Here is a 22,098-nt window from a genome sequence, read left to right as displayed (position 1 = left end):
CCGGCTCACGCCGAGATGCGACCGAGCACCTGGCCGGCCGAGACCGCATCGCCCTCGGCCACGCCGCGCTCGGAGAGGGTGCCCGCGCTCGGGGCGCTGACCTTGGACTCGGTCTTCATGACCTCGAGGACCAGCAGGTCGTCGCCGGCCTCGACCTGCGCGCCCTCCTCCACGAGCCACTTCAGGACGGTGCCGCCGACGCCGGCCGTCACCGCCCCGTCGTCGGCGGCGGCGGGCTCCGCGGCCGACGAGGAGCCCTGCGCTCCGGACTCCAGAGCGGCGGCCAGCGCCTTGGGCACGCCGAGCATCACGCGGCGGCCGTCGATGTCCACGGCGAAGCGCGAGCGCCCCAGCTCGGCGGCGCGCAGGTAGTCGGCGACGTAGCCGTCGTCGTCGTCCAGCCGCTCGGCGAAGTCCGTCTCGATCCAGGCGGTGTGCACGGTGAAGTCCTCGGCGGACTCGCCCGCGAACTCGGGGGCCTCGATCACCGCGCGGTGGAACGGCAGCGTGGTGGCCGCGCCGTGGATGCGCAGCTCGGCCAGCGCCCGGCGCGCCCGGCGGAGGGCCGACGGCCGATCCTGGGCGTGCACGATCAGCTTGAGCAGCATCGAGTCGAAGGTCGTGGCGACCTCCTGCCCGGCGCGCACGCCGGAGTCCACGCGGATGCCGGGGCCCGTGGGAGCGTCGATCGCCTCGATCCGCCCGCCGCCGGGCAGGAAGCCGCGACCCGGGTCCTCCGCGTTGACGCGGAACTCGAAGGCATGGCCCTGCGGCTGCTCGCCCAGGCCCTCCGGCAGGTGCCCGCCGTCGGCCACGAGCAGCTGGAGCTGGACCAGGTCCGCGCCGAAGACCTCCTCGGTGATCGGGTGCTCGACCTGCAGGCGGGTGTTGACCTCGAGGAACGAGATCAGTCCGTCGCGCCCGACCAGGAACTCGGCGGTCCCGACGCCCACGTAGCCGGCCTCCTGGCAGATCCGAGCGGCCGAGGTGTGGATGCGCTCGCGCTGCTCGTCGCCGAGGAAGGGCGCCGGCGCCTCCTCCACGAGCTTCTGGTGGCGGCGCTGCAGGGAGCAGTCGCGCGTGCCGAGCACGGCCACCGCGCCGTGGGAGTCGCACACGACCTGGGCCTCGACGTGGCGCGGCTCGTCCAGGAACCGCTCGACGAAGCATTCGGGGCGCCCGAACGCGCTCTGCGCCTCGCGGGCCGCGGAGGCGAAGGCGTCCTCGACCTCGGAGAGCTCGCGGACCACGCGCATCCCGCGCCCGCCGCCGCCGTGGGCGGCCTTGATGATGATCGGCAGGCCGTGCTCCTGGGCGAAGGCCGTGGCCTCCGCGCCCGAGTCGACGGGGCCGTCGGTTCCGGGCACCAGCGGGGCGCCCACGGAGCGGGCGATGTCGCGGGCCTGGACCTTGTCGCCGAGCTTCTCGATGGTCTCGGGCCTCGGCCCGATCCAGGTCAGGCCGGCCTCGACGACCCCGCGGGCGAACGAGGCGTTCTCGGACAGGAAGCCGTAGCCGGGGTGGACGGCGTCCGCGCCGCTGCGCCGGGCGATCTCGAGGATCTCCTCCTGGTCCAGGTAGGTCTCGGCGGGGCTCGTGCCCTCGAGCGCCCAGGCCTCGTCGGTCAGGTGGACGTGCGGGGCGTCGGCGTCGGGATCGGCGTAGACGGCCACCGAGGTCAGGCCGGCCTCGGCGCAGGCGTGGATGATGCGCACGGCGATCTCGCCGCGGTTGGCGATCAGGACCTTCTGCACGATGGGCTCCTCAGCGGGTCTCGGAAGGGGAAGTGATGGGTGCGGCGGCGGGATCGACGGCGACGAAGCGCACCGTCCTCCCGGGGGCCGCCTGGGCCATGAGGTCCAGGTCGGCCTCGACCACGGTGGCGATGACCGGATAGCCGCCGGTCACGGGGTGGTCCCTCAGGAACACGACGGGCAGGCCGGAGGCCGGCACCTGGATGCTGCCGGGCACCGTGCCCTCGCTGGGCAGCTCGCGCTCGATGCGGCGGGCGAGCTCCCGGCCCTCGAGCCGGGCGCCCACGCGGTCGGAGGCCGCCGAGACGGTCCACTCCTGCTTCTGGAAGGACGCCAGGGCCTCCGGGGTGAACCAGTCCTCGCGCGGGCCGAGGACCACGCGGACCTCCACGGGCCCGCCCGGCGGCGCGGGCCGGGCCTCCGCGGCGCCGGCGACCTCGAGCGGCCAGTCGACGGCGGTCCCGGGATCGCGCCCGACCGCCAGGCGGTCGCCGTCGGCGAGCGCCGACGGGCCGAGGCCCGCCAGGGTGTCGCCGGCGCGGCTGCCCAGCACCGGGGCGGCGTCGATGCCGCCGCGGACCGCGATGTAGACGCGCAGCCCGTCCGCCGGCGCCCCGACGCGCAGCCGCTGCCCGTCCTCGAGGGCGAAGGGCAGCCCGGTGCGGGGGCGCCAGTCACGGGCTGCCGGGGCCTCCCCCTCCGCGGAGGGCTCCGACGACGGCGCCGCGATGATCTCGAGCTCGACGGGCGCCCCGGTCACGGCGAGGACCTGATCGCCCACGGCGCGCAGCTCCAGACCGCCGAGCACGCTCTCCAGGCATGCCGTGTCCGGCATATTGCCGACCAGGCGGGCCGCCCGATCCGCGGCCGCCCGGTCCAGGGCGCCGGACGAGGAGATGCCCACGTCCGCCCGGCCGGGGCGACCGCGATCCTGCACGAGGGCCTGCAGCCCGGCGGTCTCGAGCACCAGGTGGTGCGACGGATCGATCGCCGGCTCCTCGGGAGCGGGAGCGGGCCGGAGCTCCACGGCCTCGCGCACCGCACGGTAGGTCAGGCGGTCGCCGGGGGCCAGCAGCGCCGGCGGATCCCGGCGCAGGTCGACCATGGGCGTCGTCGTGCGCCCCAGCAGCTGCCACCCGCCCGGGGAGCTGCGCGGGTAGACGGCCGAGAACTGCCCGGCCAGGCCCACGGAGCCGGCGGGCACGGCGGTGCGAGGGGTGCTGCGGCGCGGGATCTCGGGGGTGCCCCGCAGGGGCTCGGGCAGCTCGAGGCCCTCGACAGACTCCAGCGAGCGGGCGCAGTACAGGAAGCCCGGGGCGAAGCCGGCGAACGCGGCGATCCACGGCTCGGCCGTGTGCCAGGCGATCAGCCCGTCGGCGGAGACCCCCAGCGAATCGGCGAGCTCGTGGAGGTCCTCCCCGTCGTAGACGACGTCGAGGGTGATCTCCCGGCCCGGCTGATCGGCCAGGGAGCCCCGGGGGATGCGCGCGAGGGCGGCCTCGAGGGCGGGGCGGTCGGCGGTGCGGATAAGCACCGTGGAGGCGCCGCCCACGCCCCGGTACCCGTCCTCGGACAGGGCGGCGTGCACGGCCACGGCATCGGCCAGATCCGCGCACTCGACGAGCAGCGAGTGGTCGGCGACCGGGCGCAGCGGGCGCTGCGGGATCTCGTAGCGGCTCACGAGAGGAACGACCGCTGCTCGACGCCGGCCTCCGCCAGCGCCGCGGAGACCTGCCGGGCGATCTCGAGCGCGCCGGGAGTGTCCCCGTGGACGCAGATCGACGCGGCGTCCACGGCGATGGTCGAGCCGTCGATCGCGGCGACGGTGCGCTGCGTGGCCATCTGCACCACGCGGGCGGAGATCTCGGCGGGATCGTGCAGCACCGAGCCCTCCTCGCGGCGGGAGACCAGGCGGCCCTCCGGGGTGTAGGCGCGGTCGGCGAAGGCCTCGCGCACCGTGGGGACGCCCGCGGCGGCGGCCTGCCGCTCGATCTCGGAGTCCGGCAGCACGAGGATCGGGAGCTCGTCGCCGAGCTCGACCAGCGCCCGGACCACGGCCGCCGCGTGCGCCTCGTGGTGCACGATCGTGTTGTAGAGCGCGCCGTGCGGCTTCACGTAGCGGACCTGCGCGCCCACCGAGCGGGCGCAGGCCTGCAGCGCGCCGATCTGGTAGACGACCTGGTCCGTGAGCTCGGAGGGGACGACGTCGATGAACCGGCGCCCGAAGCCCTTGAGGTCGTCGTAGCTGACGTGCGCCCCGATCGCGGCGCCGCGCTCGGAGGCGATGCGGCACGTCTCGCGCGCGACCGACGGATCGCCGGCGTGGAACCCGCAGGCCACGTTGGCGCTGGAGACGACCTCGAGGATCTCGGCGCCGTCGGGCATGGCCCAGGACGTCAGCGACTCCCCGCAGTCCGCGTTCAGATCGATCCGGGGCTGACCGGTGGTGATGGCGCTCATGGGAGTCGGCCTCCTCTTGCTGTGGTCGGAACAGGATGAACTATCGGAAGCGATTGTTCAACAATCTCATGTGATGTTCGCGACGTCCGACCCGCGTCACTATGATGGCGCAGATCACACTCTCCGGCCGACGGCACGGCGCCGACGAGCGTCGCCCGCGTCGTCGGCCCGCCACCAGGAGCCGCATGTCCGCGCACCCTCGTCTCTCCGAACCGCTGGCCATCGGGTCGCTGACCCTGCCGCACCGCATCCTCATGGGATCGATGCACACCGGGATGGAGGACGATCCCGAGCAGTTCCCGGAGCTCGCCGCCTTCTTCGCCGAGCGCGCCCGCGGCGGCGCCGGCCTCATGATCACCGGCGGCTTCAGCCCGAACGACGACGGACGCCTCACCCCCGACGGCGGGCAGCTGTCCGATCCCGCCCGGGTCCCGGAGCACCGGATCATCACCGACGCGGTCCACGGGGCCGGCGGGCTGATCGCCGTGCAGCTGCTGCACGCCGGGCGCTATGCCTACCACCCCGGCGCCGTGTCCGCCTCGGCCACGCAGTCGCCCATCAGCCCCTTCCCCGCCCGCGAGCTCGACGACGCCGGCGTGCGCCGCACGATCGAGGACTTCGCCCGCGCCGCCGTCCTGGCGCAGGAGGCCGGCTACGACGCGGTCGAGATCATGGGCTCGGAGGGCTACCTGCTCAACCAGTTCCTGGCCGCGCACACCAATCAGCGCGACGACGAGTGGGGCGGGGACGCCCGGCGGCGCCGTCGCCTCCCGGTCGAGGTCGTGCGCGCGGTGCGCGCGGCGGTCCCGGACCTGCCCATCATCTACCGCATCTCCCTCATGGACCTGGTCGACGGCGGTCAGAGCTGGGCGGACGTCGCGGCGCTGGCCCGCGAGCTCGAGGCCGCCGGGGTCAGCGCCTTCAACACCGGCATCGGCTGGCACGAGGCCCGGGTGCCCACCATCGTCACGAGCGTGCCGCGCGCCGCGTTCGTCCGGGCCACCGCCGCCCTGAAGTCCGAGGTCTCGGTGCCGGTCGCCGCCTCGAACCGCATCTCCATGCCGGAGACCGCCGAGCAGATCCTCGCGGCCGGGCAGGCCGATCTGGTCTCGATGGCCCGTCCCTTCCTGGCGGATCCCGCGTGGGTCCGCAAAGCGGTCGAGGGCCGCGACGACGAGATCAACACCTGCATCGCCTGCAACCAGGCCTGCCTGGACCACACGTTCTCCCAGCGGCGGGCGTCGTGCCTGGTGAACCCGCGGGCCGGGCGGGAGACCTCCCTCGTCCTCGGCCCCACGCGCACGGCCGAGCGGATCGCCGTGATCGGCGCCGGCCCAGCGGGGCTGGCCAGCGCCGCGGCGGCCGCCGAGCGGGGCCATCACGTCGAGCTCTTCGAGGCCCAGGACCACCTGGGCGGGCAGTTCGCGCTGGCTCAGCGCATCCCGGGCAAGGAGGAGTTCGCGGAGACGCTGCGCTACTTCACCCGCCGGCTCGAGGACCTGGGCGTGGCGGTGCACACGGGCCGCCGGGTGGGCGCGCAGGAGCTGATCGACGGCGGCTGGGACCACGTGGTGCTGGCCACCGGGGTGGAGCCCCGCGTCCCCGAGATCGACGGCCTCGACCACCCGTCGGTGATCCCCTACCCGGAGCTGATCAGCGGCCGCCGCAGCGCCGGCGAGCGCGTCGCGGTGATCGGCGCCGGCGGGATCGGCGTGGACGTGTGCGAGTACCTCACCCACGCCGGGCCGCAGCCCACGCCGGTGGAGCAGTGGCAGCGGGAATGGGGCGTCGCGCCCCTGACCGGCCCGGAGGCGCAGATCGGCGCTCTGCGCCGGCCCGAGCCGCAGGCGGCAGCCCGCCAGGTGCATCTCATCCAGCGCCGCACCACCAAGATCGGCAAGGACCTGGGCCCCACGACCAGCTGGGTCCACCGCGCCGCGCTGCGGGCCCGCGGCGTCCGGCAGATCACCGGGGCGCAGTACGTGCGCATCGACGACGACGGCCTGCACCTCACCGTTCCGGGCGAGACCGGGAGCCAGGCGGCCGAGGCCCCGCGCGAGGACCTGGTCCTGGCCGTCGACTCGGTGATCCTGTGCGCCGGGCAGGTCTCGCAGCGCGAGCTGGCCGAGCCCCTGGAGCAGGCGGGCGTCCCGGTGCACATCATCGGCGGCGCCGATGTGGCCGCCGAGCTCGATGCCAAGCGCGCGATCAAGCAGGGCGTGGAGGTCGCAGCCGCGCTGTGAGCGCGGGCCTCAGCTGCGGGCCGTGGGGTGCGGGGTGTCCGTGTGCTCCTCGCGCCGCTCGTCCTGCGCGTCCACCTCGGCCAGCGAGAACGGGAAGTGCTGCTCCAGGATGCGGGCGATGCCCTCGTCGTCGTTCGTGGCCGTGACCACGTCGGCGGCCTCCTGGGCCTCCGGGATGCCGTTGCCCATGGCCACGCCCAGGCCCGCCGTGCGCAGCATGGTGACGTCGTTGCCGTTGTCGCCGAAGGCCATCACCTGCTCGAGCGGGATCTCTCGGGCGGCGCAGTAGTCGGCGATCGCCGAGGACTTGTCCACCCCGGGGGCGGTGGCCTCGTAGTAGATGGGCGAGGAGAAGGTGCACTCGGCGCGGTCGGCGAAGTCGGCGTCGAACTCCTTCTGCAGCTCCAGCAGATCGGGGCGCTCGCCCGTGAAGAGCAGCTTGGTGGGCGGCTCGGGCAGATCGGCCACCCGGGGCAGCGGGTGCACGGTCAGCGCGTTGCCGGTGGCCTCGTGGTGGACCTGCGGGTGCTCGGGGTCCGAGACGAAGAGGTCCTCCCCGAGGGGGATCATCACGATGAGGCCGCGGGCCAGCACGCGGTCGATCATCTCCTGCGCGGTCGGCTCGTCGATCTCGCGGCGGGCGATGACCTCCCCGGAGGCCTGGTCCACGATGATCGAGCCGTTCATCCCGGCCAGGACCAGGTCTTGGCCGATCTCCAACTGCCCGGCCAGCTCCCTCAGCCCGGGGATCGGGCGCCCGGAGGCCAGCATGATCTGGGCGCCGCTCTCGCGGATGGCCTGCAGTCCCAGGCGCGTGCCGGGCTGGAGCTGGCGGTCGCTGCCCAGCAGGGTGCCGTCGATGTCGAAGGCGACGAGGCGGAAGGTCATGGGGTCTCCTGTGCTGGGACGGATTCGGTGCTGCTCCCAGCATGCCAGGAGCGCGGGAGCCCCGGCTCCGTTCGGGTCCGGGGATCAGATTCAGGGGGCCTGGACGCGCGGGTCCGTCGTGACCCGCGCGATGTGCAGGGCCAGGTAGGCGACCTCGTCGTCGCTGATCCGGGAGTCCAGGCGCAGCTCGAGCAGCGCGGCGACCCGCAGGGCGCAGCGGTGGGCCTCCGTGTAGGTGGTGCGGATGGCCTCGCCGATGCTCGATCGCTCGCCCTGCAGCTGGCGCCCGGAGCTCACCCGCACGAAGAGGTAGCGCAGGTGGGTGATGAAGCGCGCGACGCCCAGGGACGAGCGCTGCAGCGGCCGGTCGTAGGTCCGCCCGATCACGTCGAGCACCTGCTGGATCAGACCCGTCATGGTGTACGTCTGGGACAGATCGCCCGTCGAGAACCCGGCGTTGACCAGGTGCAGGGCGATCGCCACCCGCTCAGCCTCGGGCAGCTCGACCCCGGCGGCGCGGTCGAAGGCGGCGAGCACGATGCCGGCCTGCGCGAACTCCTCGGGATAGAGCTGGCTGACCTCCTCCTCGAGGGGGTACTGCAGGGGGATGGACTCGCGCTGGCGGCGGATCGCGAACTCGAGGTGATCGGCCAGCGCGATGAGCAGCCAGGGGCTGCGGCTCGCGAGCGCCCCCAGCCCGGCCTCGCCCAGCGCGGCCTCGGCCTGCTGCACGCGCTCCGGCGAGACGGCGGCCAGCTGCTCGCCCATGTGGTCGGGGTCGCGGCCGTCGACCGGCACGAAGGTGCGCGCGATCCTGGACTCGTCGACGGCCCCGCCGGGCTTGGCCTGGAAGCCCAGCCCTCGGCCGGTCAGCACCGCCTCCGTGCCGTCGTCGCGGCGCGCGAGCACCACGTTGTTGTTGAAGACCCGCAGGATCTCCACGGACTCTCGCTTTCTGTCTGGGGGCCCGCTCGCATCGAGCGGGCCGAGGCGACGGCGGGCCCCGAGCCGGCGATCGTGCGCCGTCCGGAACCCGCCGTCCGAGGACTCAGTCCTGCGGGGGCGTCAGCGACTGCCCGTTGCTGCCGATGACCTCGCGGTACCAGTCGAACGACTTCTTGCGGTAGCGCTCCAGCGTTCCGGAGCCGTCGTCGTTGCGATCGACGTAGATGAAGCCGTAGCGCTTGGACAGCTGCGCCGTGGAGGCGGAGACCAGGTCGATGCAGCCCCACGAGGTGTAGCCCATGACCTCCACGCCGTCCTCGATGGCCTCGCCGACCTGGAAGAGGTGGTCGTTCAGGTAGGCGATGCGGTAGTCGTCGACGACGGTCTTCCGGCCGTCGACCTCGACCAGCTCGTCCTTGGCGCCGAGGCCGTTCTCCACGATGAACAGCGGCTTCTGCCAGCGGTCCCAGAACTGGTTGAGGGCGTAGCGCAGGCCCTGCGGATCGATCTGCCAGCCCCACTCGGAGGCCTCGAGCGTGGGATTGGGCACGCCGCCCATGATGTTGCCCTCGCCCTGGATCTGCTGCGCGGGATCGGCGGTCTCGCAGGCGCTCATGTAGTAGCTGAAGGACACGAAGTCGACGGTGTGCGCGAGGTCCTCGCGGTCCTGGTCCGTGATCTCGAGCTCGACGCCCTTCTCCCGCAGCGCGCGCTTGAAGTAGCCGGGGTACTCGCCGCGCACGTGGACGTCGCCGAACGCGTAGCTGGCCTGATCGGCCTGCAGCGCGGCCATGACGTCCGAGGGATCGGGGGTCAGGGGGTAGTTAGGTGTCGCGATGACCATGCAGCCGACCTGCGCGTCCGGGATCAGCTCGTGAGCGAGCCGGGTGACCTGCGCCGAGGCCACGAGCTCGTGGTGGATCGCCTGGTAGCGGTCCTGCTCGGAGAGCTCCTCCTTGGGCGTCCAGATCCCGCCGGCCATGAGCGGCTGGTGCATGATCGCGTTGATCTCGTTGAAGGTCAGCCACTGCTTGACCCGCTTGCCGTAGCGCTCGAACAGCACGCGGGCGTAGCGGACGTAGAACTCGATCAGCCGGCGATCGGTCCAGCCGTCGTACTGCTGGGCCAGGTGCGCCGGGGTCTCATAGTGCGAGATCGTGACGAGCGGCTGGATGCCGTGCTTCTCGAGCTCGTCGAGCACGCGATCGTAGAAGGCCAGGCCCTCCTCGTTCGGCTGCTCCTCGTCGCCGTTCGGGAAGATGCGGCTCCACGCGATCGAGAAGCGGAAGACCGTGAAGCCCATCTCCGCGAACTGCGCGATGTCCTCGGCGTAGCGGTGGTAGAAGTCGATGGCCTCGAGCTTGAGGTTCTCGGGCACCGGCTCCTCGGTGGGCGGGGTCTTCATGCCGTGGGGCATCAGGTCCTGGATGGACAGGCCCTTGCCGTCCTGGTCGTAGGCGCCCTCGATCTGGTTCGCGGCGGTCGCCCCGCCCCACAGGAAGCCCTTCGGGAACGTGCTCATGCGTCTCTCCTGAATTCTCTCGACGGATGGTCGGGTGGTCGTCGGAAGCGCGCGGCCGCAGGGCTGCGGCCGGCCCGCGGCCTCAGCGCCTCACCGTGACGACGGGGTCGCCCGCAGCCACCGGGCCGGCCTGGGCGGGCAGGACCTCCGCGTGCTTCTTGGTGTTGGTCACGGTCAGGATCACGGTCGTGTCATAGCCGGCCTGCGCGATCGCCGGGAAGTCGACCTCGGCCAGGACATCGCCGACCTCCACACGCTCCCCGCGCGATCGCTCGGTCGTGAAGTGCTCGCCCTTGAGCTCGACCGTGTCGATCCCCACGTGGATGAGGACCTCGACGCCGTCGTCGGACTTGATGCCGTAGGCGTGCTTCGAGCCTGCCACCGAGATGAGCTTGCCGGCCACGGGGGAGCGGACGATGTTCTCCTCCGGCGTGATGCCGACGCCCTTGCCCAGGGCCTCCGCGGCGAACGCGGCATCCGCCACATCGCCCAGGGCCATGACCCGGCCCTGCAGCGGCGAGTCCACGTCGACGACGACCGGGGCGGCCGAGCCCTGCTCGGACGTGGGGGCGGGCTCGGCGCGGTCGCCGCCGGACGCGGTCGCCGACGGGGTCGCGGCGGCCGCAGCCGCGCCGGTGGCCGCACCCGCGGCGGTCGAGCCGCCGGCGCTGCCGCTCGCAGCGGCGCTCGTGCCGCCCGCGGGCACCGCGAGCGCCGGCTGGGCCCCCGTGGGATCCGCCGGTGCGGGGGCCGTGTCATCGGCCGGCGGGGCCACGGCGTCGGAGCCGGTCCCGGGGGTCTCGCGATCCACGAACAGGAAGGTCAGCACGAAGGCGATCACCATGGCCACGAGGCAGCCGATCAGCAGGCCCGTGAAGCTGCCGTGCTCGAGGAAGGCGGGCAGCGCCAGGGCGGAGGGGAAGACGAAGCTCGAGGCCGCCGAGCCGGCGAAGCCCACCAGGATGCCGCCGATCGCGCCGCCGACGACCCCGAAGTACAGCGGGCGCTTGAGCGGGAGATTGACGCCGTACATCGCGGGCTCGGTGACGCCGGCCAGGATCCCGGACAGGGCCGCCGGACCTGCCGCCTGGCGGCGCGCCGCGCTGCGGGTCCGCGCGAAGACCGCCAGGGTCGCCGCACCCTGCGCGAGCACCGCCGGCATGATCGATGCCACCATGATGGACTGCCCGGTCGTGGCGAGGTCGTTGAGGATGACCGGGACGAAGCCCCAGTGCAGGCCGAAGATCACGAGGACCTGCCAGAACCCGCCGACCAGCGCGCCGCCGAGCCACGGGGCCACCTCGTACAGGGAGCTGACCAGCCAGGCGATGGCCTGCGAGGCGTAGGTGGTGATGGGGCCGATCGTCAGCAGCACGAGCGGGACCATGACCAGCAGCGCCAGCAGCGGCTTGGAGAAGTTGCGGATCGCCGAGGGCAGGATCCGGTCCAGGAAGCGCTCGAGGTAGGACAGGACCCAGACCGAGACCACGATCGGGATCACGGACGAGGCGTAGGACATCAGCACCACGGGGATGCCGAAGAAGGTGACGGGATCGCCCGTCTCGGTCAGCGCCACCAGGCTGGGGTGGACGAGCGCCGCGGCCAGGGCCATGGCGATGAACTGATTGGCCCCGAAGCGCTTGGCCGAGGTGACGGCCAGGAACAGCGGCAGGAAGTAGAACAGGCCGTCGCCGGCGGCGTTGAGGATGACGAAGGTGCTGCTCTCCTCGCTGAGCCACCCCAGGGTGACCACGAGCGTCACGAAGGCCTTGAGCAGGCCCGCGCCGGCCAGCGGCCAGATCAGCGGGTTGATCAGCGCCGAGATGAGCTGGATGAAGCGGTCCAGCAGGGACCCCTTCTCCTGCGGCTCGTCATCGGCGCCCGAGGCACCGGCTGCCCCTCCGGCTTCGGGGAGCTTGGCGCTGAACGGCGCGTAGACCTTGGGGACGTTGTCCCCCACGACCACCTGGAACTGCCCGCCGGCCTTGACCACGGTGATCACGCCGGGAAGCTGCTCGACCTGCTCCTTGCTGGCCCTGCTGTCGTCCTTGAGCCGCAGGCGCAGGCGCGTCGCGCAGTGCGAGGCGTCCCGCACGTTCTCGGGACCGCCCACTCCCTCCAGGATCCGATCCGCGAGCTGCGGATAATCGACTGACGCCATCGTCATCGTCCTCTTCTCGTCACCGGCCCCGCGCACTCCGTGCGGGGCGCAGATCGTGCTCCCGAGCCCGGATATGAAAAAAGACCCGAGGCGCGCGGAAGCGCTCCTCAGGTCTTGCCTCGGGCGACGACGAGCGGGTCGTCGTGCGGGAGTAACAATCCTGTGCGACGACGTGTGACCGCCGTCGCTGTGCCTCGAATCTAAGCCGCCTCGACGGCACGGGGCAACCTCACCTGGCAACTTGCCCCCAGGACTGCGGTGCGGGCCCCGGTGGCGCGCCCCGGTCCAGCGCCTGGGTGCGGCGCCTCAGTCCGGCGCCTCGCGGCGGCTACAGCGGCGGCCACGGGATGCGGTACCCGCCGGTCTCGTCGAACGGCAGGACCGGGGTCGCCAGCAGCATCTCCACGCGCAGCTGCAGCGCCAGCTGCTCGACCGGGAAGAGCAGCTCCTCGAGCTCTGCGGGCAGCCGCTCGAGCAGCGGGGCCAGATCCGCCAGCAGGGGATCGGGCACGGGCTCGCCCGCGAACTCCCAGATCACGGTGCGCAGCTTGTCCGGGGCCGAGAAGCACAGCCCCTGGTCGATCCCCCACAGGTGCCCGTCGGTCCCGCGCAGCACGTGGCCGGCCTTGCGGTCCGTGTTGTTGGCGATGACGTCGAAGACCGCCATCCGCCGCAGGGCGTCGTGCGTCTCGGGACGGGAGTCGTAGAGCGTGAAGTAGTGCTCGCTCGGGTCGTGGTCCACGAAGCGCTGGATCGACCCGGGACCGAACGGGCCCTCGTCGCGCAGGACGGTGGCGGGGATCAGGTCCCAGCCCAGCGCCTCCGACAGGACGTAGGCGGCCCGCTCGCGCCGGTAGATCCGGGGCGGGAAGTCGCGCAGGGGCCGCTCGCCCTCCTCGGCCTTGTAGACGCCGCGGACGGTGCGGCCGTCGTCGCTCACGTCGACGAGCAGCGCGGAGTTCGACGACTCCCGGAACAGCCCCACGAGCTCGATGGCGCCGGTCTGCAGGACGGCCTCGTCACCGGGGGCGTCGCCGCTGCGCGCAGTCATGGCGGGAAGGGCCCGTTCAGTCCGCGAGCAGGTCGGCCAGGAAGCCGTCGGTCGTGTTCACCCGCAGGACCGACGGAGCCTGACCGGTCGGATACGAGATGGCGGACACGGAGCAGGGGTCGACGGCGATCCGCTGGAAGTGATCCAGGTGGGAGCCCAGCGCGTGGTTGAGCAGGGCCTTGATCGGGTCGGCGTGCGAGAAGCACACGACGGTCTGCCCCGGGTGCCGATCGCGGATGCGCTGGACGCCCTGGATCATGCGGTGCTGCATCTCCGAGAAGCTCTCGCCGTCCGGGAAGCGGAAGGTCGACGGGGCGTGCTGCACGGTGGTCCACTCGGGCAGCTTGGCCACGCGCTTGAGCTTCTCGCCGGTCCACTCGCCGAAGTCGCACTCGAGCAGGTCCGGCTCGACCTCGAGCGTCAGGCCGGTGGCCTGCTCGATCGGCTCGGCCGTCTCGCGCGTGCGCTCGAGCGGGGAGGAGTAGAGGGCATCGACGGACAGGCCCTCGAAGCGCTCGGCCAGCCGCTGCGCCTGGGCGAGCCCCTTCTCGGAGAGGTGCAGGCCCGGGGCGCGGCCCGGCAGGACCTTGCCGGTGGTCGGGGTGAGCCCATGGCGGACCATCAGGACGAGCGTCGGTCGGTCGGTCGCGGTGTCAGCAGATCTGTCGGTCACCCGCCCACGGTACCGCCGCGCCGCACGGGCTGAAGAGCTCCGGCGGCGGTGCGCTCACGGCGAAAGCGGGCGGCCGGGGGGTGCCCCGGCCCTTGTGCTGTCGCGCCACGGGTCTAGCGTGAAGACGTGACCGATCGCCCTGACATCAGCACCCTCGGCGAGCTGCTCGCCGCCGGCCATCCCGTCCGCACGCTCCGCCAGGAGATCCGGGCCAACCTCCTCTCCGCCCTGGCGGAGGGGCGAGACCCCTGGCCCGGGCTGCACGGCCTGAGCCGCACCGTCCTGCCCCAGGTGGAGCGGGCCCTGATCGCCGGGCACGACATCGTCCTGCTCGGCGAGCGCGGGCAGGGCAAGACCCGCCTGCTGCGCACCCTGGCGGGCCTGCTCGACGAATGGTCCCCGGAGGTCGAGGGCTCCGAGCTGCACGAGCATCCCCTGGAGCCGCTCACGGCCGCCACCCGCGCCCGCATCGAGGCCGAGGGCGATGCCCTGCCCGTCGTGTGGCGGCACCGCTCGGAGCGCTACGTGGAGAAGCTGGCCACCCCGGACACGTCCGTGGCCGATCTGATCGGCGACGTCGATCCCGTGCGCGTGGCCGAGGGGCGGCGCCTGGGCGATCCGGAGACCATCCACTACGGGCTGATCCCCCGCGCCCATCGCGGGATCGTGGCCATCAACGAGCTGCCCGATCTGGCCGAGCGCATCCAGGTGGCCATGCTCAACGTGATGGAGGAGCGCGACGTCCAGATCCGCGGCTACGTCCTGCGCCTGCCCCTGGACGTGCTGGTGGTCGCTTCGGCCAACCCGGAGGACTACACCAACCGCGGCCGCATCATCACGCCGCTGCAGGACCGCTTCGGCGCCGAGATCCGCACCCACTACCCGATCGAGCTGGTCGATGAGATGGCCGTCATACGGCAGGAGGCCGATCTGGCGGCGGAGGTCCCGGAGGCCCTGCTGGAGATCCTGGCCCGCTACACCCGGCTGCTGCGCGAGTCCCCCGCGGTGGATCAGCGCTCGGGCGTCTCCGCCCGCTTCTCGATCGCCGGGGCGGAGACCACGGCTGCCGCCGCCCTGCGCCGGGCCACGGTCTACCGGGAGGACTCCGCGGTGGCGCGGCTCGTGGACATCGACGCCGCGGTGGACGTGCTGGCCGGCAAGATCGAGTTCGAGGCCGGAGAGGAGGGCCGCGAGCAGGCCGTCCTGGACCACCTGCTGCGCCGGGCCACCGCCGAGACGCTGGCCGCGCGCCTGCACGACGTCGACCTGGACCCGCTGATCGAGGCCCTGGACGGCACCGTCACCGTCACCACCGGCTCGGACATCCCCGCCCACGAGTTCCTGGACGGCCTGCCCGAGCTGCCGGAGGACGGACAGGATCTCTACGAACGGATCGCCGACGCCTTCGGAGCGCAGTCCCCCGGCGAGCGCGCGGCGGCCGTCGAGCTGGCGCTCGAGTGGCTGTTCCTGGCGCAGAAGATCTCCAAGGACGCCGACGACGACGGCACCATCTACGGCTGAGCGGGGACTGCGCCGGGATCGCTCCCGGCGGAGCCGATCAGGGCGCCCCTGCTCCGCGACCTGCCCACGGAAGGAAGGCACCGCGTGCCCGCCTATCGCAACAGCCGCTACGGCCGCTATCGCGGCGGCCCGGACCCCCTGGCCCCGCCGCCGGACATCTCCCAGGCGCTGCAGGCCATCGGCCGCGACGTCATGGAGGGCTACTCCCCCCAGGACGCCCTGCGCGAGCACCTGCGCCGGGGCGGTCGCGGCCAGAGGGGCCTGGACGACCTGTCCCGTCGCGTCCATCAGCGCCGCCGGGAGCTGCTGAGCCGCCACAGCCTCGGCGGCACCCTGGACGAGGTCCGGCAGCTGCTGGACACGGCCCTGCGCCTGGAGCGCGAGCAGTTCCTGCGCGATGCCCGGATGGATCCCACGGACCGTCAGCTGCGCGAGATGCAGCTGGACGGACTGCCGTCGTCCACGGCCGCGGCCGTCAACGAGCTCGCGGACTACGACTGGCAGTCCCAGCGGGCCCGGGAGGCCTTCGAGCAGATCAGGGACAAGCTGGGGCGCGAGGTGCTGGATCAGCGCTTCGCCGGCATGAAGCAGGCGCTCGAGGGCGCCACCGACGAGGACCGCGAGCAGATCTCGCGGATGCTCGGCGACCTCAACGACCTGCTGGCCGCGCACGCGCGCGGCGAGGACACCGACGAGGACTTCCGCCGGTTCATGGATGAGCACGGGGAGCACTTCCCGGAGAACCCCGGCAGCGTCGACGAGCTGATCGACGCCATGGCCAAGCGCTCCGCGGCCGCCGCTCGGATGATGAACTCCATGACCCCCGAGCAGCGCCAGGAGCTGATGGAGCTCTCCGCCCAGGCCTTCGGCTCGCCCCAGCTCATGGACCAGCTCAGCCGGCTGGATTCCCACCTGCAGGCGCTGCGCCCCGGGGAGGACTGGACCGGCTCCGAGCGCTTCGAGGGGCAGGAGGGCCTCGGCCTGGGCGACGGCACCGGAGCCCTGCAGGACATCGCGGATCTGGACGCCCTGGCCGATCAGCTCTCCCAGAGCCACCAGGGCGCGGCGCTCGACGACATCGACCTGGAGGCCCTGGGCCGCCAGCTCGGCGACGACGCCGCCGTGGACGCCCGCACGCTCAGCGAGCTGGAACGAGCCATGCGCGAGTCCGGGATGCTCCAGCGCGGCACCGACGGCACCCTGCGGCTCTCGCCGCGCGCCGTGCGCCAGCTGGGCAGGTCCCTGCTGCGCGACACCGCCCGGCAGCTCTCCGGGCGCTCCGGCGCCCGCGACACCCGTCGCACGGGGGCCTCCGGCGAAGCCACCGGCTCGACCCGCCAGTGGCAGTTCGGCGACATGGAGCCGTGGGACGTGACCCGCACGATCACCAACGCGGTGCAGCGCACCGTCGGCGAGGGCGGCGACCCCTCCGGCGGCGTGCGGCTGCGGGTCGAGGACGTCGAGGTCCAGGAGACCGAGGACCGCACCCAGGCGGCCGTCGCCCTGCTGGTCGACACGTCCTTCTCCATGGCCGCCGAGGGCCGGTGGCTGCCCATGAAGCAGACCGCTCTGGCGCTGCACCACCTGATCTCCACGCGCTTCCGCGGCGATTCCCTGGAGCTGATCTCCTTCGGCCGCTGGGCGCGCAGCCTGGACGAGAACGAGCTGACGGCGCTGCCGCCGGTCCACGAGCAGGGCACCAACCTGCATCACGGCCTGCTGCTGGCCGCGCGGTTCTTCCGGAAGCACCCGTCCATGCAGCCCGTGCTCCTGGTGGTCACCGACGGCGAGCCCACCGCCCATCTGCTGCCCAGCGGCGACGCCCACTTCGACTGGCCGACCTCGGCCCCCACCCTGCACGCGACCGTCTCCGAGCTGGACCGCGTCACCCGCACGGGAGCGCAGACCACGTTCTTCCAGCTCGGCGACGACCCCGGGCTCACCCGCTTCCTCAATGCCATGGCCCGCCGTGCGGACGGCCGCGTCGTGACGGTGGACCCCGACGACCTCGGCTCGGCGGTGCTCGACGAGTACCTCTCGGCCAAGGGCGCCGACGACTGATCCTGCCCACGGCGATCACCGCCTCGGCGGGCGGAATGCTCAGCGCTTGGGCATCTCCAGAGCGGCGATGACCTCTTCTGCGGTGGACGCCGACACCAGCCGTTCCTTGACCTCCGTGCGGGCCAGGGACCGCGACAGGTTGGCCAGGATCTTCAGGTGCTCCGTCCCGGCGGCGTGCTCGGGAACGGCGATCAGGAAGACCAGGCGCACCGGCTCTGCGGCTGCTGCGCTCCATTCGATCGGGTCGGCGAGCCGGGCGAATCCGATGAACGGCGATGCTGCGCCGTCGGACTTGGCATGCGGGATCGCGATGGCGCTCCCGACCCCCGTGGAGCCCTGCTCCTCACGGGAGAGGGCTGAGGCGACCACCCGCTCGACATCGGCGATCTGCCCCGACGCAGCGCCTCTGGCCGCAAGGGCCCTGAGCACGTCGTCCCGCGTCCTGAGGTCCTCGTCCAGCAGGACCGAGGGCTCCCGAAGGTATTCGCGCAGCGGAATGGCCCGTCGCGAGGACTTCTCCCCCGTCTGCCGGGGAGCCGTCGCGACCCCGCCGTGGCTCTGGGGGTCAGAGGACGACGCGGTCCTGACCGGGTCGTCCGAGGTCAGCGCCGTGGAGCCCCCAGGTCCGGATCCGCTCTCCTGCGCAGGTTCGCCGTCGGGCGACGACGGGGACTCCGCGGCCGTCTGCTCGGCCGAGCGGAGCATCCGCCTCCGCTGCACTCCCATCAGGGCGAGGGCCGCCCCTGCGGTGACTGCGGTGCCGAGCAGCGCGCTGACGAAGAACATGACCGTGTTGTCGACAGCGCCGAGCACGGCCACGATGGGGCCGCCGTGCATGACGTGGTCGCCGACCCCCGCCAGACCAGCGAGGCCGCCGGCGACGGCGCCCCCGATCATGTTCGCGGGGATGACCTGGAGCGGCCGTGCCGCGGCGAACGGGATGGCGCCCTCGGTGATGCCGAAGAAGCCCATGAACAGAGCGGCGATCCCCGATTCCCGCTCCTGAGGCGTGAACCAGGCGCGCCTCAGCAGCGTCGCGAGCCCCATGCCCAGCGGCGGAACGGCGATCGCCGCTGCCGCCATGCCCATCGGCCCGGGATTGCCGGCGGCGATCAGGCCGCCGCCGAACAGGAAGGCCGTCTTGTTGATCGGCCCTCCCATGTCGGAGCCGATCATGGCTCCCAGGATCACGCCGAGGACGACGGCGCTGGTGCCGTCCATGCCCGCCAGCCAGTCCGTGAGGAAGCCGAAGAAGGACGCCACCGGCGCCCCCACGAGATAGACGAACAGGAGGCCGACGACGACCGATGTGACCACCGGGATCACGATGATCGGCATGATCGGCTGGATGTACTTGTGGACGGGGATGCGCTTGAGCGCGAGCGCCACGTATCCGCACGCGAAGCCCGTGAGGATGCCCCCGAGGAATCCTGCGCCCGCCTCGGAGCCGTAGAGGCTGCCGGTCACGGCGATGAAGCCGGTGATCATCCCTGGTGCGAGACCGGGCCTGTCGGCGATCGCGTAGGCGATGTACCCCGACAGCACGGGGACCATGACGGTGAAGCCCAGCACCCCGATCTGATTGATCGTCCACCAGAAGGTCCCCTCCGGGATCACCAGTCCTTCCGCAGTGGCATCGCCGCCCAGCGTCAGCGATATCGCGATCAGCAGGCCTCCCGTGACCACGAACGGGATCATGTGGGAGACACCATTCATGAGCGCCTTGTAGACGCTCTGGAGCGGGCTCATGCGCCCGCTCCCGACACCGGCGGTCTCGTTCACGGCCCGCTCGCCCTGCAGCACCTCGCTGCCGAGGGCCCGCTCGATCAGGTCACGCGGGTGATGGATGCCCTCGGCCACCCCGGCCGAGGCCACGGGCAGCCCGGCGAATCGCGTCATCTCGATCTGCTTGTCCGCCGCCACGACGACCGCGTCGGCCTCCGCGATCTGCTCATCGGTGAAGGCGCCCTCCACCCCGATGGATCCATGCGTCTCGATCGCGATGTCGTACCCCAGGTCGCGGGCGGCCTCTTCGAGCTTCTCCGCCGCCATGAAGGTATGGGCGATGCCCGTGGGGCACGCGGTGATGGCCAGGATCCTCTTGCGGCCGGACATGACGCCTCTTCTCGTCGTACTGCGTCGAAGGCGGCGGGGCGTCGGACACCCTGGCCGTCCACCCCTCCCCCTCATCTGTTCGCATGGCGAACTCTACTGCCGCCGGGGCTCTGCGACCCTCGCGGACGCGGAATACCTGGCAGCTGCGGATGCTTGACCTGCAGTGTCGTCGCCCGCCCACCGAGAAGGACTCCCCATGCCCACGCTCTTCGACCCGCTCATCCTCGGAGCCGTCCAGGCCCCCAACCGCGTCGTCATGGCGCCGCTGACCCGTCTGCGGGCCCAGGCCGACGGCACGCCCTCGGAGCTGAACATCGAGTACTACGCCCAGCGCGCCTCGGTGGGTCTGCTGACCACGGAGGGGACCTACCCCGCGACGGTCGGGAAGTCCTACCCGGGCCAGGCGGGCATCGTCGACGACGCGCACGCCGCCGGCTGGGCCCGTGTGGCCGAGGCGGTGCATGCCGAGGGCGGCCGCCTGTCCCTGCAGATCATGCACGGCGGGCGCGTCTCGCACCCCGCGGTCAACGGCGGCGAGCAGCCCGTCGGGCCCAGCGCCATCGCCCCGGGCACGTCTCTGCATCTGCCCGACGGCGGCAAGGAGGAGATCCCCGTGCCGCGGGAGCTGAGCACGGACGAGCTGGCCGAGATCCGCGACGGCTTCGCGGCCGCTGCGCGGCGGGCCGTCGACGCCGGGATCGACCTGGTCGAGCTGCACGGCGCCAACGGCTATCTCCTCCACCAGTTCCTGTCCCCGGGGGCGAATCAGCGCACGGACGACTACGGCGGCTCGGCCGCAGCCCGCGCGGCGTTCCCGGCGGAGGTGGTGCGCGCCGTCGTCGACGAGGTCGGAGCCGATCGCACGGCGATCCGCCTCTCCCCCGGCAACGGGGCGCAGGGGACGGCGGAGACCGATCCCCAGGAGACCGAGGCCGCCTACCGGGCCCTGCTCGAGGACATCGGAGGGCTGGGGCTGGCCTACATCTCGCTGTTCGCAGCGGACCCGGAGCACCCGGCGGTCGCGGTCGTGCGCGAGCTGTTCGACGGCCCGCTGCTGCTCAACACCGGGTGGACGCAGATCACGGATCTCGCGGCCGCCCGCGAGATCGTGGAGAGCGGGGCCGGCGACGCCGCCGTCGTGGGCCGCTCCCTGATCGCCAATCCGGATCTGGTGAGGCGCTGGGCGGAGGGGCTGCCGGTCAACGAGCCCGATCCGAGCACGTTCTACACGCACGACGCCGCGGGCTACACCGACTACCCGATGGCCGTGTCCGGGACCGCCGCTCCGGAGGGTCCCGCGATGACCCGGCCCTGATCCCCGGGCGGCTCGCCCCTCCCCGGATGACCTCGCTGCCTCCTGGGAGGGTCGTGGGAGCAGTCTGGGCGCGTTCAGCGGCGCACCCCCTCGGCGTCCTCCCTCCCGTCCGACGGCGGTATCGGCATATCGTCCGCCGAGACCCCGTCGGGACCTGGGCAGACACCGCCCGGAGAGGCGGCGGACACCCGACGGCCACCCCGGCGAGAGATGATGGTCCTGCATAGAACGGCCGCAGAGGTCATCAGCTGCCGCCCGGCGCGTGCTCGGGCGGGCACAGGGATCGGCGGTGCAGACTGTGCGCTTCCCCAGACCTCCACCCCCAGGAGCAGCATGCCCGCCCTCGCCGCCGACCGGAGCTCCGCCCAGGGCGGGCGCTTCGAGTGGATGGACGCGGTGCGCGGCATCGCGATCGTCCTGGTGGTCCTGCGCCACGCCACGACCGTGCCCGTCGAGTTCGGGATCGACGCGCCCGAGTGGTTCCGCAACGTGCACGAGTTCCTCGTCCCGTTCCGCATGCCGTCGCTCATGCTGCTGTCGGGGATGCTGCTGGACCGCTCCCTGGCCAAGGGGCTGCCCCGCTACGCCCGAGGCAAGGTGCGCGGCCTGCTGTGGCCGTATCTGATCTGGGCGTTCATCTTCCTGGGCCTCAACGACGGCGGGGACAGCTGGCTCGATCCCACGGCGTGGATCGCCACGTCGTACCTGTGGTTCCTGTTCTTCCTGCTGATCTACTACGCCGTCGCGATCCCGCTGCGCCCGCTGCCGGCCGGGGTCGTGATCCCGGTGATGTGGGGAGCCTCCCTGCTGCTGCCCGACGGGTCCCTGCCCGGCCAGCTCACGTACTTCGCCGGCTGGTTCTTCCTCGGCCAGCTGCTGTCCCGCCACCCCGAGGTGCTGCGACGGCTGACCCGGCCCGTGCCCGCGGGGTTCTTCGCGGTGATCGGCCTGGGCTTCGCCGCCTACGGGATCGACGGGCCGCCCGAGCTCGAGTACCGGGCCGAGTTCGCCGTCTTCGCGCTCATGGGGATCCTGGCCCTGATCGCCGGCATCGCGGCCCTGCCGCAGGAGCGCCTGAGCGCGGTGCGAGCCATCGGGCGCACGTCGATGATCTGGTACGTCGCCCACGTGCCGATCCTGCTGGTCGTGCGCCGGGTCCTGGCGACCGCGGGCATCGAGTCCTTCTGGGCGCACTGGGCGATCGGCTCGGCCGCCGCGCTGCTGGGCAGCTGGATCCTGGTCCGCCTGTCCCGGCGGGGCGCTCCGTTCTCGTGGCTCTTCCGGGCCCCGGAGCCGGAGGCGGGCGGTCATCACGCCCACAGCGAACCGAGGCCCGGTGGTCGGCATCCCCGGAGACAGTCAGGGGACTGATCATCTAAAATGGGGGAC

At 72.5% G+C, this 22,098-nt stretch carries 15 protein-coding genes; 5 read left to right on the top strand and 10 right to left on the bottom strand.

What is annotated here, in order from left to right; all coding sequences use genetic code 11:
* Positions 1-5: 5 nt before the first annotated feature.
* From FSY66_RS01425 to FSY66_RS01415, 3 genes are read right to left on the bottom strand one after another with little or no spacing between them, the layout of a single operon-like run.
* Entirely contained in the window at positions 6-1,754 is a 1,749-nt protein-coding gene (locus FSY66_RS01425) for an acetyl/propionyl/methylcrotonyl-CoA carboxylase subunit alpha (RefSeq protein WP_144790526.1), read from the bottom strand.
* 10 nt (positions 1,755-1,764) lie between these two features.
* A complete protein-coding gene (locus FSY66_RS01420) occupies positions 1,765-3,435 on the bottom strand; it encodes a 5-oxoprolinase subunit B/C family protein (protein WP_260853315.1) in 1,671 nt (556 codons plus the stop codon).
* On the bottom strand, positions 3,432-4,214 hold the full coding sequence (locus tag FSY66_RS01415; protein WP_144790524.1) for a LamB/YcsF family protein: 783 nt from the start codon (positions 4,212-4,214) through the stop codon (positions 3,432-3,434). The genes FSY66_RS01420 and FSY66_RS01415 overlap by 4 nt, the downstream gene beginning before the upstream one ends.
* Before the next feature lie 185 nt (positions 4,215-4,399).
* On the opposite strand from FSY66_RS01415, the gene FSY66_RS01410 reads away from it, so the two are divergent.
* Positions 4,400-6,457, top strand: coding sequence for an NADPH-dependent 2,4-dienoyl-CoA reductase (locus FSY66_RS01410; protein ID WP_144790522.1), 2,058 nt, complete (start codon positions 4,400-4,402; stop codon positions 6,455-6,457).
* Positions 6,458-6,466: 9 nt separating this feature from the next.
* Here FSY66_RS01410 and FSY66_RS01405 read toward each other — a convergent pair whose 3' ends face one another.
* From FSY66_RS01405 to FSY66_RS01380, 6 genes are all read right to left on the bottom strand, one after another.
* Positions 6,467-7,345, bottom strand: a complete 879-nt coding sequence (locus FSY66_RS01405) for a Cof-type HAD-IIB family hydrolase (RefSeq protein WP_144790520.1) — start codon at positions 7,343-7,345, stop codon at positions 6,467-6,469.
* 90 nt (positions 7,346-7,435) lie between these two features.
* A complete protein-coding gene (locus tag FSY66_RS01400; RefSeq protein ID WP_144790518.1) occupies positions 7,436-8,287 on the bottom strand; it encodes a PRD domain-containing protein in 852 nt (283 codons plus the stop codon).
* A gap of 106 nt (positions 8,288-8,393) precedes the next feature.
* Positions 8,394-9,812, bottom strand: a complete 1,419-nt coding sequence (locus FSY66_RS01395; protein WP_144790516.1) for a glycoside hydrolase family 1 protein — start codon at positions 9,810-9,812, stop codon at positions 8,394-8,396.
* An 82-nt stretch (positions 9,813-9,894) separates the two neighbouring features.
* Positions 9,895-11,973 carry a glucose PTS transporter subunit IIA gene (locus FSY66_RS01390; protein ID WP_144790818.1) on the bottom strand — a complete coding sequence of 693 codons (2,079 nt, stop codon included), beginning with the start codon at positions 11,971-11,973 and terminating at the stop codon, positions 9,895-9,897.
* 328 nt (positions 11,974-12,301) lie between these two features.
* Complete coding sequence (locus tag FSY66_RS01385) at positions 12,302-13,024, bottom strand: SCO1664 family protein (RefSeq protein ID WP_144790514.1); 723 nt, start codon at positions 13,022-13,024, stop codon at positions 12,302-12,304.
* A gap of 16 nt (positions 13,025-13,040) precedes the next feature.
* Positions 13,041-13,646 carry an MSMEG_4193 family putative phosphomutase gene (locus FSY66_RS01380; RefSeq protein WP_144790816.1) on the bottom strand — a complete coding sequence of 202 codons (606 nt, stop codon included), beginning with the start codon at positions 13,644-13,646 and terminating at the stop codon, positions 13,041-13,043.
* Positions 13,647-13,823: 177 nt separating this feature from the next.
* Here FSY66_RS01380 and FSY66_RS01375 point away from each other — a divergent pair, with 177 nt between their 5' ends.
* Positions 13,824-15,218, top strand: coding sequence for a sigma 54-interacting transcriptional regulator (locus FSY66_RS01375; protein WP_144790512.1), 1,395 nt, complete (start codon positions 13,824-13,826; stop codon positions 15,216-15,218).
* Positions 15,219-15,302: 84 nt separating this feature from the next.
* The gene (locus FSY66_RS01370; protein ID WP_144790510.1) at positions 15,303-17,279 is read left to right on the top strand and encodes a vWA domain-containing protein; all 1,977 of its coding nucleotides are present in this window, start codon (positions 15,303-15,305) and stop codon (positions 17,277-17,279) included.
* Positions 17,280-17,318: 39 nt separating this feature from the next.
* Here the strand turns inward: FSY66_RS01370 and FSY66_RS01365 are convergent, their stop codons facing one another.
* Complete coding sequence (locus tag FSY66_RS01365) at positions 17,319-19,394, bottom strand: fructose-specific PTS transporter subunit EIIC (protein ID WP_144790508.1); 2,076 nt, start codon at positions 19,392-19,394, stop codon at positions 17,319-17,321.
* A gap of 196 nt (positions 19,395-19,590) precedes the next feature.
* Here FSY66_RS01365 and FSY66_RS01360 point away from each other — a divergent pair, with 196 nt between their 5' ends.
* Positions 19,591-20,709: an alkene reductase gene (locus FSY66_RS01360; RefSeq protein WP_144790506.1), complete on the top strand. Its 1,119-nt coding sequence runs from the start codon at positions 19,591-19,593 to the stop codon at positions 20,707-20,709.
* Between the two features lie 333 nt (positions 20,710-21,042).
* Positions 21,043-22,080: an acyltransferase family protein gene (locus FSY66_RS01355; RefSeq protein WP_186304343.1), complete on the top strand. Its 1,038-nt coding sequence runs from the start codon at positions 21,043-21,045 to the stop codon at positions 22,078-22,080.
* Positions 22,081-22,098: the final 18 nt, after the last annotated feature.

Origin of the sequence: Kocuria palustris, from assembly GCF_007666205.1 — a bacterium.
In the GTDB taxonomy this organism is placed as follows: Bacteria; Actinomycetota; Actinomycetes; order Actinomycetales; family Micrococcaceae; genus Kocuria; species Kocuria palustris_A.
Note: the sequence above shows the minus strand (reverse complement) of the source record. Positions and strands in the feature narration are given on the sequence as shown.